Annotated in this window: 13 protein-coding genes; 9 read left to right on the forward strand and 4 right to left on the reverse strand. The window is 49.8% G+C overall.

Annotation, left to right across the window (positions count from 1 at the left end):
- Positions 1-19 precede the first annotated feature (19 nt).
- Positions 20-1,465 (forward strand): TrkH family potassium uptake protein, encoded by a 1,446-nt coding sequence (locus tag VP504_RS11265; protein ID WP_325891242.1) that lies wholly within the window; start codon positions 20-22, stop codon positions 1,463-1,465.
- Positions 1,466-1,479: 14 nt separating this feature from the next.
- On the opposite strand, the gene trhA is transcribed toward VP504_RS11265, so the two are convergent.
- Both trhA and VP504_RS11275 read right to left on the reverse strand, forming a co-directional pair.
- Positions 1,480-2,136: a PAQR family membrane homeostasis protein TrhA gene (gene trhA, locus VP504_RS11270; RefSeq protein ID WP_325891244.1), complete on the reverse strand. Its 657-nt coding sequence runs from the start codon at positions 2,134-2,136 to the stop codon at positions 1,480-1,482.
- Positions 2,137-2,219: 83 nt separating this feature from the next.
- Positions 2,220-3,008, reverse strand: coding sequence for a sporulation protein (locus tag VP504_RS11275; protein WP_325891246.1), 789 nt, complete (start codon positions 3,006-3,008; stop codon positions 2,220-2,222).
- Between the two features lie 158 nt (positions 3,009-3,166).
- Here VP504_RS11275 and VP504_RS11280 point away from each other — a divergent pair, with 158 nt between their 5' ends.
- From VP504_RS11280 to VP504_RS11305, 6 genes are all read left to right on the forward strand, one after another.
- On the forward strand, positions 3,167-4,192 hold the full coding sequence (locus VP504_RS11280; RefSeq protein ID WP_325891248.1) for a GGDEF domain-containing protein: 1,026 nt from the start codon (positions 3,167-3,169) through the stop codon (positions 4,190-4,192).
- A gap of 226 nt (positions 4,193-4,418) precedes the next feature.
- A complete protein-coding gene (locus VP504_RS11285) occupies positions 4,419-4,598 on the forward strand; it encodes a hypothetical protein (protein WP_325891250.1) in 180 nt (59 codons plus the stop codon).
- Between the two features lie 103 nt (positions 4,599-4,701).
- Positions 4,702-4,968, forward strand: a complete 267-nt coding sequence (locus tag VP504_RS11290; protein WP_325891252.1) for a YihD family protein — start codon at positions 4,702-4,704, stop codon at positions 4,966-4,968.
- A 276-nt stretch (positions 4,969-5,244) separates the two neighbouring features.
- Positions 5,245-6,672, forward strand: a complete 1,428-nt coding sequence (gene ccoG, locus VP504_RS11295; RefSeq protein WP_325891254.1) for a cytochrome c oxidase accessory protein CcoG — start codon at positions 5,245-5,247, stop codon at positions 6,670-6,672.
- A gap of 104 nt (positions 6,673-6,776) precedes the next feature.
- Positions 6,777-7,763 (forward strand): serine/threonine protein kinase, encoded by a 987-nt coding sequence (locus VP504_RS11300; RefSeq protein WP_325891255.1) that lies wholly within the window; start codon positions 6,777-6,779, stop codon positions 7,761-7,763.
- A gap of 35 nt (positions 7,764-7,798) precedes the next feature.
- Positions 7,799-8,401 (forward strand): thiol:disulfide interchange protein DsbA/DsbL, encoded by a 603-nt coding sequence (locus VP504_RS11305; RefSeq protein WP_325891256.1) that lies wholly within the window; start codon positions 7,799-7,801, stop codon positions 8,399-8,401.
- A 71-nt stretch (positions 8,402-8,472) separates the two neighbouring features.
- Here the strand turns inward: VP504_RS11305 and VP504_RS11310 are convergent, their stop codons facing one another.
- Entirely contained in the window at positions 8,473-9,387 is a 915-nt protein-coding gene (locus VP504_RS11310) for an acyltransferase (protein WP_325891258.1), read from the reverse strand.
- 120 nt (positions 9,388-9,507) lie between these two features.
- The gene (locus VP504_RS11315; RefSeq protein WP_325891259.1) at positions 9,508-11,034 is read right to left on the reverse strand and encodes a YifB family Mg chelatase-like AAA ATPase; all 1,527 of its coding nucleotides are present in this window, start codon (positions 11,032-11,034) and stop codon (positions 9,508-9,510) included.
- A gap of 455 nt (positions 11,035-11,489) precedes the next feature.
- Here VP504_RS11315 and ilvG point away from each other — a divergent pair, with 455 nt between their 5' ends.
- Positions 11,490-13,136, forward strand: a complete 1,647-nt coding sequence (gene ilvG / locus VP504_RS11320; protein ID WP_325891261.1) for an acetolactate synthase 2 catalytic subunit — start codon at positions 11,490-11,492, stop codon at positions 13,134-13,136.
- On the forward strand, positions 13,133-13,381 hold the full coding sequence (gene ilvM, locus VP504_RS11325; RefSeq protein WP_325891263.1) for an acetolactate synthase 2 small subunit: 249 nt from the start codon (positions 13,133-13,135) through the stop codon (positions 13,379-13,381). Before ilvG ends, ilvM begins: the two co-directional genes overlap by 4 nt.
- Positions 13,382-13,388 lie beyond the last annotated feature (7 nt).

Here is a 13,388-nt window from a genome sequence, read left to right on the forward strand (position 1 = left end):
ATAAAACGCATCACAGTGTATGGTTAACTTCAAACCGGTACTGTTCGTCATAGGGCTGGTCTTATCCAAGATCGCCCTATTTATGTATGTACCCACCCTAACTGCCTTTTTCACCGGTACCGCCGGCTTTCTCGACTTTGGTCTTTCTGTCATCATTACCCATGTCGCTGCGTTTGCTTGTCTGACGCTCGGAAAAACCGAGGACTTCCGGCTAAACGCCCGCGACATGTTTGTTATCACCACCATGGTGTGGCTAATTGCCAGTGCCTTTGCAGCGCTACCTTTTGTCTTCATTAATCACATAAGCTTTACCGACGCCTATTTTGAAACCATGTCCGGTATTACCACCACGGGTTCTACCGTACTAAGTGGCCTTGATAATATGGCGCCGTCGATTCTGCTTTGGCGCTCCATACTTCAGTGGCTTGGTGGTGTTGGGTTTATCGTGATGGGTGTCGCCATCCTGCCGTTTTTGAACGTCGGTGGTATGCGCCTGTTCCAGACCGAGTCTTCCGATTGGTCCGCAAAATCCAGCCCACGTACCAAAAACGTTGCCATCAGTATCATTAAGGTTTACGTCTCACTGTCAGCACTCTGTTTTGTCGCCTACTGGCTGGCGGGCATGACGGCGTTTGAGGCGGTAAACCACGCCATGACAACGTTATCGACCGGCGGCTACTCAACCTCAGACAGCTCAATGAACCATTTCAGTCATGCCGCGCACTGGGTCGCCACCTTGTTTATGTTCGCAGGTGGCCTGCCATTTCTTCTGATGATTAACGCGCTGCGCCGACGTGAGCCGAGCATGCTGGTGAACGATGCACAGGTGCAGGGCTTTACCTATCTAGTACTAGCAACGGCGCTAATGGTGTCGCTCTGGCTGGTAATGTCCAAAGACTATGCGGTGATGGACGCGGTGAGGGTATCACTGTTCAACATCGTCTCGGTGGTGACAACAACCGGGTTTGGATTGGATGACTTCACCGCCTGGGGGCCTTTCGCGTCGGTGATTTTTGCTTTTATGTTGCTGGTGGGTGGATGCTCAGGCTCTACGGCGGGTGGCGCGAAAATTTTCCGTTTCCAAATTGCGTTGGCTTTACTGAAAAAACAAATCCAGCAACTGGTACACCCTTCAGGCGTATTCATCCAACGCTACAATAGCCGGCCGGTCAATGAGGACATCGTTCGCTCTGTGGTGGCCTTCGCGATCACTTACATCATGACCATTCTGGTGGTTGCAATGATACTCGCCGCCACTGGACTTGATGGCATTACCAGCCTGACAGGGGCAATGACAGCTGTGGCAAACGTGGGACCAGGGATGGGGTCCATCATTGGGCCAACAGGGAATTTTGTCGGATTACCTGATACTGCCAAATGGGCACTCAGTATTGGCATGTTGATGGGAAGACTAGAGATTCTGACCGTATTGGTTTTACTGTTCCCCATATTCTGGCGCGACTAGTCACGCCCATTGTTTCACACGGGCTGCACGTACCAGTAAATGGCGAAGAAGTGCAGCACCGTGCCGCCCAGCACAAACAGGTGCCAGATAGCATGGTTGTAGGGAATGCTTTGTTTCACGTAGAAAATCACGCCCAGCGAATACACCAAGCCGCCCATCCCTAACAATACCATTCCGGCTATCGGCATCACCTGCGCCAACTGATAAACCACCACCAGAGACAGCCACCCCATCGCCAGATACGTCGCCAGTGACAACGATTTAAACCGGTAAACAAAGGCAATTTTCAGGATCACCCCGACCAGCGCGATCCCCCAAATCAATGCCATTACCCAGTTTGCCAGCGGCGTTCTGAGGCTTATCAGCATAAAAGGCGTATAGGTGCCCGCGATGAGTAGATAGATAGCACAGTGGTCAAACGTTTTGAGTGCACGCTTCGCACCGGCAAATGGAATCGCGTGGTATAGGGTGGATGCCAGATAAAGCAGGATGATGCTGGCGCCATACACACTGTAGCTGGCAATACTGAGCGCATCGGCATGCTCACCGACAGCTTTCACCAAGAGCATCACTAACGCCACGATGCCAAAAATCACACCCAGGCCATGGCTAACACTGCTGGCAATTTCTTCTTTCACCGAATATTGAGGCGCAGAAGCCGCTGTTGTCATGCGACAGTCTCCCTAATTGCTAACGCATTTGATCAGTTCAGCGGCGAGTATGACATATTTAAGCTTACACGTGTAAGCTTAAATTATTGCGAGATTTGCTTCAGCAATGTTTTAACCTCATCAGCGACTTCCTCAACACTTCCTGCAACTGTTAATTCACGGGAAAGTGTGTTGGCCCCCACAAAACGACCCACTGCAGCACCTATGCCTTCACCCTGTCTGCCAAAGGTCATGGCAAGATGAAGCGCATCTTCCGCTCTTGCCGCCACCAGCGTCATGTCCCTGAACACGGATTGATAAGGCTCCGAAACTGGCGCCCACTCGAACTGCTGCTCAAAGGGTATGGGCTGTCGCTCGACTTCTTCGTTTTTCACCTTTTCGATACGAAATCCTGAATCCTCAAGCGCGGAGAAAGCCGCATCTAATTGGATATCCGGTTTCACCGTCAACTCGGTTTTCGATGAGGGGTCTTTACCCATCGGAATATCGAGGCTCACTTCAAGCCAAATTTTGCCATCCCCCATCGACAAAGGTGTATTCAGCGGAAGAGTCATTGTTGATTCAAAGTGCTGGGGTTTGCCAGGTTCGGTATTAAATGCATCCGGAAGTGACCATTTTGCAAGCACGTGGCTTTTACGCCGACGTTGCTTTTTCCTACCCTGTTCACCTTGAGCTCTGAGCTCTTCCCATCCCATGTAGTCACAGCAAACCCTGAGTTCAACCTTATCCACCTGTTGGACAACATCTCCGCCTGTTACCGTCACCAACACCCTGGTTTGTTCACCCTGTATCAGTTTCGTGGAACCAAGTTCAACGCTCACACCTGCACTGCCAAACCCTACTTTCGCCAGTGTTTTTTTAAACCATCCCATGTTTTTCATTCCTTTTTTTTGCATACAGGCAATCAACGAAGTCTAGACACCAAACAATGACTAAGCTGTCACAGCAACGCGCTAAATTCAGTCTAAGATTAATAAACTGGTAATGTACGGCGGTCTTGCCTCGAAAAATGACGGAGAATAAGTCAGCCATGTCAAAAGAGATTTTTGCGCAAAGTTCTGGATATTTGAAGAAAGTTGTTCCCCTTCTAATGAAGTACCAAGTTCCCGCAACACCACCTAATTACGCGCTTTGGTACACCTACGTCGCTAATGCCGATATCGAACTTTCCAAAAAGATTGATGAATCTATAAAAGAAACAGGGACGTTAAGTCCCACACTCAGTGAAGAGCTGTACAACGATCATGTCGCTGACGAGAAGGTGAAAGATGTCGACGAGTTCCAGCGCGGACTTCAAGCGCTGGCTCTTGAAATGAGTAACACCATGGAAGATACGCTGAAAGACACCGCCACTTTCCAAAGCACATTAGACAAGACTTTCTCACAACTTGCCCGTGTTGGTGAAGAAGCCCTGTCGATGGAAGAAACCGTTGCCGTGGTCAGAAAAGCCGTGAAAGGCTCCAATGAACTGCGTCAGTCGACTAATTTCTTTAAAAGCCAGTTAGCTGATGCACAAGAAGAGATATCCCGACTTAAGGAAACACTGCAGCAGGCCAACGAAGATGCTCTTCACGATGCACTCACGGGTATCTACAACCGTCGCGCCTTTGATACCGAGCTAGAGTCTTTGGCTACCAGTCCGCCACCGAAAGGCTTCAGTCTGTTACTTTGTGATTTGGACCACTTTAAAAGTTTCAATGATACCTACGGCCATTTGATGGGTGATCAGGTGTTAAAACTCACCGCTAAGCGCCTCTCTGATTATTGCCGTGACGGAATACATGCTTACCGTTATGGTGGGGAAGAGTTTGCCTTGCTTGTACCCAACCGCCCACTGAGTGGCGGATGCCGCGTTGCTGAAACCATCCGAGCCACCATCGATAAACTTGCGATTAAAGATAAGAAAACCGGCAAGAAACTCGACAGTATCTCGGTCTCTATCGGTGTCGCTGAGTATGAAAAAGGCGAGAGTATCCGAAACCTCATCAGCCGTGCCGACGCCCAGTTATACGAGGCCAAAAACTTGGGTAGAAACCGTGTCATGCCCGTGATATAAGGGCGAGACAATCAAGTGTAAAGGCGAGTTTACTCCGCTTTTTTTCTACGCGAATTATTTTTCCCGCTGCTGCTTTTTTCGGCAATTCTTTCCTGTTATTATCCGCGCAAATTCGCACTTCGCGAACCCCAGAGTGAACACGAAGTAAGGCTAGCAGCCATCGGAAACCCTGACGCCACTCTGTAAGAGAACCCTGTCATGGATGCGCAACCAATGAGAACCTTAAATGCGCCCTGTTACTGTCCATCCTGTTCGTGTTACCCGCACTCCTTCCCGCATGCGCGCTCACTTTTTTGCGCCAGCGTTCAAAAGCAAAACCAACACTGACCTGAAAGGTACTCCAGATCTGAACCTGATGCGTCCAACACCTGTCATGGTTGAAATGCCAAAAGGTGAAGCGGCTTAATTGACCCTTGCTGTGATTGGTCTGCCCGTCTGAATCTGGTACTGTAAGATGATAAGTCACATAAAAAGTAAGGCCAAAATCCGGCCAGTTGGAGTCTTCAAAAATGAAATGTCATCGCATTAATGAACTTATCGAACTGCTTCATCCTGAGTGGCAGAAAGTGCCTGAACTGAACCTGCTCCAAATGATCGTTAAGTTAGCTGAGGAAGCCGGCTACGAAGGTAAGCTGGAAGACCTGACCGATGACGTTCTGATTTATCATCTGAAAATGCGTAACAGCCAGAGAGATGACATGATCCCAGGTCTTGCAAAGGACTGCGAAGATGACTTCAAAACGGCGATTCTGCGCGCACGTGGCATTATCAACTAACGACTGCGCAATAAACCAGACACAAAAGCGAAGCTTCAGGCTTCGCTTTTTTATTTTCAAAACAATTGGCTGTTACACGTCAGTGGTGTGATTGTCCGGTTATTTTCCCACCATACGCACAGAATTCATCTCTCCTCCTCAGATATAATCTGGCGTCTATGATTGAAGTGATAGTTAACTATCAGAGTGTTGAGTGTTAATCGATGAAAGGCACTGACAATGTATCAGTGTCAGCAATGTTCGGGAAATCCCGTTAGCCCAAGGAATGCAGCTGTCATGAGCAACGATAAAATTGACGTCAAAGACGTCCCCCCCAAAGAGTTCAACCCTAAAACCCATAAAAATAGTGGCGATCGTTTTAACCCAGGTAACCGCATCTATGTGCGGGCAATGACCGGGGTATACCAGAAGCTTCGCCAGAAAATGGGTTGGTTTTTTATGCTGTTGTTCGTGCTGACGCCATGGATCCCATATGGCGACCGCCAGGCGATCCTGATTGATATCGGCAAACAGCAGTTCAACTTCTTCGGCACAACGCTTTGGCCTCAGGACCTGACCCTACTCGCCACCCTGTTTATGATCGCCGCCTTTGGCCTTTTCTTCATCACCACTTTTTTAGGGAGGGTCTGGTGTGGGTATCTTTGTCCGCAAACAGTCTGGACCTTTATCTACATCTGGTTCGAGGAAAAACTCGAAGGGCCGGCCAACAAGCGGAAGAAGCAGGACTCCCTGCCAATGAACAAAGAGCTTTTGCTCCGGAAAACGGCCAAGCACATCTGCTGGTTTGCGGTAGCACTACTGACTGGCCTCACCTTCGTGGGCTATTTCGTTCCAGTCAAAGAACTCTTCATTGACTTTTTTACCTTCAACAGCAGTTTCTGGATAGCTTTCTGGGTATTGTTTTTCAGCGTCTGTACCTATGGAAACGCTGGTTGGATGCGCTCAATCATGTGTATCCACATGTGCCCTTACGCGCGTTTCCAGTCCGCCATGTTCGACAAAGACACCTTTATCGTGGGTTACGACCAAAAACGTGGTGAAGCGCGGGGCCCAAGGCCACGGAAAAAAGATCCAAAAGAGCTGGGCCTTGGAGATTGTATCGATTGCAACCTGTGTGTTCAGGTATGTCCAACAGGTATCGATATCCGTGATGGCCTTCAATATGAGTGCATAAATTGTGGAGCATGCATCGATGCCTGTGACGAAACCATGAGCAAGATGAACTACGCCAAAGGCCTTATCAGTTACACCACTGAGCATAAACTTGAAGGCCATAAGGTCGATGTCGTCAGACCAAAGCTGATTGGCTATGGGGTTGTAATGGTGGCGATGCTTGGGCTGTTTGTCATGCTGTTTTCCGCGGTGCAACCGATGGGACTGGACGTTATCCGTGACCGCACACAGCTGTTCAAAACCAACAGTGAAGGCCTGATAGAGAACACCTACACACTGAAAATTCTCAACAAAACCCAATCACCGGAAACCTACTCGCTCACCGTGAAAGGTTTGGATGATGTGGAATGGTATGGCAAGCAAGAAGTCACTCTGACCGCAGGTGAGATTTTCACCCTGCCAATCAGCCTAGGTGTAGACCCTTATGAGCTGAGTACGTCGGTCTCTAACATCACCTTCGTGCTGGAACGCCAATCGGGGGATGATAAGAAGACCATAGAAACAGAAAGCCGCTTTATCAGTAAGATGTAGTGCACTTTCCCGAAAAAACGGACGCCATCTGAGCGTCCGTTTTTTATCTTCGGCGGCAAACTCTGCTACCATCACATCCCACACACTTTAACGTAGCCAACCCTATGAGCGACGCCCAATTTAGCTATGAACATCTCACGCCAGACACCTTGCTCAATGCACTGGAGTCGGTTGGCATTCGCCCGGAATCAGGCCTTCTGGCATTGAACAGCTACGAAAACCGGGTCTATCAGTTTCAGGATGAAGAACGTCGTCGACTGGTAACCAAGTTTTACCGGCCACAGCGCTGGAGCCGTGAGCAAATCCTCGAAGAGCACGCCTTTGCCGATGATCTGGAGCAGTCTGAAATTCCAGTCGCCACACCAATGAGAATTAACGGGGAAACTTTGTTTAACTTCGAAGGCTACCAGTTTGCAGTTTTCCCAAGTGTCGGCGGCCGAACGTTCGAAGTGGACAACTGGGACCAGCTTGAAATGGTGGGCCGCTTTTTAGGTCGTATTCACAAAGTCGGCGCCAGTAAACCCTTTGTACACCGCCCGACCATTGGTCTGGATGAATACCTCTTCGCGCCGCGTAAAGCGTTGGAGAATTCAAGCTTCATCCCCATGCATCTCGAAAATGCCTTCTTTGCAGATCTAGACCGCCTGATCAGCGTACTGAAGTATCGCTGGAATCCAGATGTGAGCACCCTGCGGTTGCACGGTGATTGCCACCCCAGCAATATTCTCTGGCGAGATGGCCCCATGTTTGTGGACTTGGATGACGCAAGAAACGGTCCTGCGATTCAGGATATCTGGATGCTGCTCAACGGGGACCGACACGATCAGCTCGCACAACTTGATACCATTTCCGAGGCATATTCAGAATTTCACGATTTTCCCGCCAATGAGCTGCAACTTATTGAACCATTACGCGGTCTGAGAATGGTGCATTACATGGCATGGCTGGCAAAACGCTGGGAGGATCCGGCATTTCCGCGTGCATTCCCATGGTTTGCTGAGGCAAAATACTGGGAAAATCAGGTACTCGCCTTTAAAGAACAATTGGCCGCCCTTGAAGAACCGCCACTCACACTGGTTCCTCAATGGTAAGCAGCCATCAATAACACTCAGGGAGAAAAGACGTTATGTTGAAAAAAATGTTGGCTGTAGTTGCAGCAGCAATGTTGGCCTTTTCGGCGCAGGCAGCGCGCTTCAACGCGGGTGAAGACTACCAGATGCTGGATCTGCCAAAGAGCGATACACCCAGCGTGGTTGAGTTTTTCTCATTTTATTGCCCACACTGCTTTAAAAGCGAACCACTGATGCAAGAGCTGAAGAAGAACATTCCAGATAATGCTAGCTTCACCAAAAACCATGTGTCATTCATGGGTGGCAATATGGGGAAAGCTCTGAGCAAAGCCTATGCAACCGCAGTGATGCTGGATGTGGAAGACAAAGTTGTGCCTGTAATTTTCAACCGTATCCACCTGATGCAGAAGCCACCGCGCAATGAAGAAGAGCTTCGCCAGATGTTTATCGATGAAGGCGTGGACGCAGACAAGTTTGACGGCACGTTCAATAGCTTTGCAGCGAATGGTATGGCAAACCGTTTTGATAAAGCGTTCCAGGAATCAGGCCTTCGTGGCGTGCCGGCACTGATTGTAAACGGCAAGTACCACGTGACGCCAAAAACTGTGAAGACCAAAGAAGATTACTTCGCGCTGGTTAACTTCTTGCTGACACAGTAAGAGCTAACAACATGAAAAAAGGGCCATCAGGCCCTTTTTTGTTATCTATGATTTTTTTCAACTTTAACTTTCTAAACCGCGCTTTTCCGTCGCTCTGGGATATCCACTTCAGGCTGCTCATTCCCATAGATTCCATCTAGTCTGACATCTTTATCTCCCCAAACATCATTGAGCCACTGATGGAAGCGGCGCTTGAACACTTTGTCGTTGAAGTAATCGCCTTTGACGCTTTCATCCACTGGAAGCGTATCGATGCGCACCACAATCTTTTTCATCTTCCCGCTCAGCAAATCTTTGAAAGGAAGTGCACGGTTATCGGGGTACGCCACCGTGACATTGATGATGGCATCAAACTGATCGCCCATTGCGCCAAGCGTATAAGCGATGCCACCTGTTTTAGGTGGCAGTAGGTTGTTATATGGCGATCGAGTCTGACATTTCTTGTCATCGGTAAATCGAGTGCCTTCAACAAAGTTCACGACCGTGGTTGGGGTGTAGCGGAAACGCTCACAGGATTTTCGGGTAGTTTCCAGATCACTACCGCGCTTTTCAGGATGCTGTAACAGGTACTCGCGCGAATAGCGCTTCATGAATGGCATATCAACCGCCCAGCAAGCCATGCCGAGAAAAGGGACGTACAGCAACTGCTGTTTGAGGAAAAACTTCGCCATCGGAATGCGGTTTCTGAATACTGAAAAAATCACCACGATGTCCGTCCAACTGAGATGATTACAGATCAGCAAGTACCACCCATCTTTTTTCAGGGTCTCTCCTCCCTGAATGTCCCACTCAACATCAGAAGTGAAGCTCAGTAGTTTATGGTTTCCGGTCGCCCACGCCCACATCATACCGTTGCAAAGTCGGGTTACGCAACGTTGCAAAGCCGGAATGGGTAACAACATTTTGATCAGGGCAAAACAGCAGATCAGCACTGACCAAAACGCAGTATTCAAGCAGACCAGAAATGAGTTCAGATAAAGTAACAATGTCTCGATCTCGCGTTATATTCACTGAGTTGTCATTCAATGGTCATAATACGACGCAGAAATAAAAAACACCATTCAGTTACAAGTGGTCACATCAGTCTATCCGTGTCACTGACTGGGCTAACTCGCCAGTGATGTCAGCTGTTTAAGAAGCCTATCCATCGAGCGGTATCCCAACGCCTCGGCCAAATGACCACGTTGGATATTTGCCTCACCGGACAAATCCGCAATAGTGCGTGCCACTTTAATGATACGGTGGTATGCGCGAATAGACAGCCCTAATCGATGCAAAGCAGTTTCCAGAAAGTCCGCGTCTGCTTTATCGAGTGGACAGTAGGTTTCAATTTCTCTGCTGGACAGCAGGCTGTTAACTTTACCTGCCCTTTTTAGCATCACAGCTCTTGCCCTTTCTACCCGCGCTTTTATCACTTCCGTCGGTTCGCCGCGGTCGCCGCCTTCAGTTAACGTACCTCGCGGTAGGGCTGGGATTTCAATCGAGAGATCAAACCTGTCCAGGAAAGGACCTGATAAGCGGTTGAGATAACGAAGCGTCGCCTGTGGATTAGATCGCGCCAGCTGACCTTCATAGTGCCCGGTCGGGCTGGGGTTAAGTGCACCGATAAGCTGGAATCGGGCTGGAAAGCAGGTTTTACCGTTGGCGCGAGAAATCACGACTTCACCGGACTCCAAAGGTTCTCGCAATGAATCCAATACTTTTCGTTCGAACTCGGGCATCTCATCGAGAAAAAGCAAGCCGTTGTGCGCCAGCGATATTTCGCCCGGTTTTGGTGTGCTTCCACCACCCACCAATGCAGCCATTGAACTTGAGTGGTGTGGGGTGCGAAAAGGCCGTTTGCGCCAGTTACCTTCGTGCAAAGGCTTTTCTGTCAGGGAAGTGATCGCCGCGGTTTCGAGTGCTTCTTTGTCACTCATTGGCGGTAACAGATCAGCCATGCGTGAAGCCAACATGGTTTTTCCCGTCCCAGGAGGGCCAAGGAACAAAAGGTTATGAGAGCCTGCTGCCGCAATCTCCAGCGCACGTTTTCCCTGCTGCTGCCCGATAATATCCTGCATACAACGTCCAGCTGTATTCGGCGTCACTTCATCGCCCTCAGGCTCTTTGAGCATCAAGCTACCCTGTCCGCTTAGGTGACGGCAAACGGAAATCAGATCCGGCGCGGACACATGAATATCTCTGCCAACCAGCGCCACCTGTCCGCCGTTTTCATCTGGTACCACTAGGCTTCTATTCGCTTCACGGCATGCTACGGCAGCAGGCAAAGTCCCTTTTACGGCACGAAGTTGACCGGAAAGGGCCAACTCTCCGGCAAATTCATGACTATCAAGCTTGATCATCGGAATTTGACCGGAAGCGGCCAAAATACCAAGGGCGATGGGTAAGTCAAACCTGCCACCTTCCTTGGGTAAGTCTGCCGGGGCAAGATTGACCGTGATGCGTCTTGCTGGAAACTCAAAGCCCGAGTTCACGATCGCGCTGCGCACCCTGTCGCGGGCTTCTTTGACGGTGGTTTCGGCTAGGCCAACTAGCGTGAATGCAGGTAACCCATTGCTGATATGGACTTCGACAGTCACCTGTGGTGCTTCGACGCCGACACAGGCGCGACTTTGGATAATGGCAAGATTCATAGGGCGTAATCAGTAACTATTTATCTATCAATAAGTTATTTGCATAAACTATTAGTATTACTGCATTACGAAGCGGAAATTGGAAATTCGAGCCACTTTTTGCTTGTCATGCGACAGAAGTCTGTGATACCACTATGAGCAGACAACAACTGTGCAAACAAACGTTGACATAAACATACAGCGCCGACACAAACGGCGCTCAAAGAGACAAAATGAATCATCTATCTCGCGCCCTAGTCATTATTATTTCAATTATCGTGGTGGTACTACCGCGAGGGGCAGCGACAGCTAGAAGATAGCAAACAGACATCGCAACAGCCCCCGCATCGAAAGGTCCGGGGGCTTTTTTCACATTTGGACGTGCGATTGCAAAACGCAAAAGGAAAAAGCGGTATGGGATCATATCAGGAAGCAGAGCAAACAATCTCCCAGTCGGGATTTAACGGGGGTCGACAATGACAGGTGCACAAATGGTCGTTGAAGCCTTGCGAAAACAGGGTGTAACAACACTCTTTGGTTATCCTGGCGGTGCTATTATGCCCGTGTATGATGCCCTTTATGACGGTGATGTCGATCATGTGCTTTGCCGTCACGAGCAAGGCGCAGCCATGGCCGCTATCGGCTACGCACGCTCCACCGGCGGCGTCGGTGTGTGTCTTGCCACTTCCGGTCCAGGCGCCACCAACCTTATCACTGGCCTTGCAGATGCCATGATGGACTCCGTGCCCGTCGTCGCTATCACAGGTCAGGTTGCCAGCCCGCTAATCGGTACCGACGCCTTTCAGGAGGTTGATGTCCTCGGTCTTTCCCTTGCCTGCACCAAACACAGTTTTCTGGTGACCGACACATCAAAACTCGCTTCCACATTGGCAGAAGCTTTTGTGGTTGCTAAAGAAGGGCGCCCTGGCCCCGTGCTGGTGGATATAGCCAAAGACGTGCAGCTTGCCCAAGTCGAAGAAGCCTTTACGGCTATTGTAAATCAGCCTTCTGCGCCAGAAGTGTCGCAAGCTTCGTTACAGGAAGCCAATGCACTGATCGCAGAAGCCAAGCAGCCGATGGTATATGTCGGTGGTGGTATTCAACTGGCACATGCAACCGACACCCTTCGCCAGTTTTTAAATCACAGCCAAATACCAGCCACCAGCACCTTGAAAGGGCTTGGCTCTGTTGACAAAGATTACCCGTATTATCTCGGCATGCTTGGTATGCATGGCACCAAAGCGGCGAATCTGGCGGTACAGCAATCTGATTTATTGATTGCCATTGGTGCACGTTTTGACGATCGTGTCACTGGCAAACTGGATACCTTCGCGCCTAACGCTAAAGTGGTTCACATCGATATTGATGCTGCGGAATTCCACAAACTTCGCCGCGCCAACGTCGCACTTCGCGGTGAGTTGAATACCGTGTTGCCACAGTTGGGTGAGCCTTCAGATATCCAAGCGTGGCAAGACAGCGTGCTGAACATGAAAAAGGACTTCGGCTGGCGATATGACCACCCGGGGGATCCAATTTTCGCGCCACTGCTCCTTAAACAGCTCTCTGACATGATGCCGGACTCCACCGTCGTCGCCACCGATGTGGGCCAACACCAAATGTGGGTGGCGCAGCACGTTGAGCCACGTCGCCCAGAAAACCTCCTAACCTCCGCAGGTCTTGGCACCATGGGCTTTGGTTTACCTGCTGCTATGGGTGCCAAAATGGCCCGTCCTGATGACGAAGTTGTATTAGTTTCTGGAGATGGTTCATTTATGATGAACATTCAGGAGCTTGGTACCCTGAAACGCCGTAATATTCCGGTTAAGATGGTGCTGCTGGATAACCAGCGCTTGGGGATGGTGCGTCAATGGCAGCAGCTTTTCTTTGAAGAGCGCTACAGCGAAACCAACTTATCGGATAACCCTGACTTCGTCACACTGGCTTCAGCCTTTAATATCCCAGGGAAGACCATTACCCGTAAAGACGAAGTCATCCCTGCTCTGCAGGAGTTACTGGCAAGTGACACAGCCTACCTGCTGCATGTTGCTATCTCAGAGGAAGAGAATGTATGGCCACTGGTTCCACCCGGTGCCGCTAACCAGGATATGTTGGAGCGCACATGAGCCAATCACACACCCTATTAATCAATGCCGACGACCAACCAGAATTGCTGGAACGTCTGCTGCGCATTGTCCGTCACCGTGGATTCCGGCTGATGAGCCTAGATATGCATCATACCGATGACACCAATACGGTTGAAATTACCCTGCAAGTGAAGAGCGATCGTCCTATCGCCAATCTTCAGAGCCAGTTAGACAAATTATGGGATGTCTCACGTGTACGTCTGCTCCCGCTAGAACAACAGTAATGCGTTA

It is taken from the genome of Grimontia sp. NTOU-MAR1, assembly GCF_035758505.1.
Classification (GTDB): domain Bacteria; phylum Pseudomonadota; class Gammaproteobacteria; order Enterobacterales; family Vibrionaceae; genus Enterovibrio; species Enterovibrio marinus.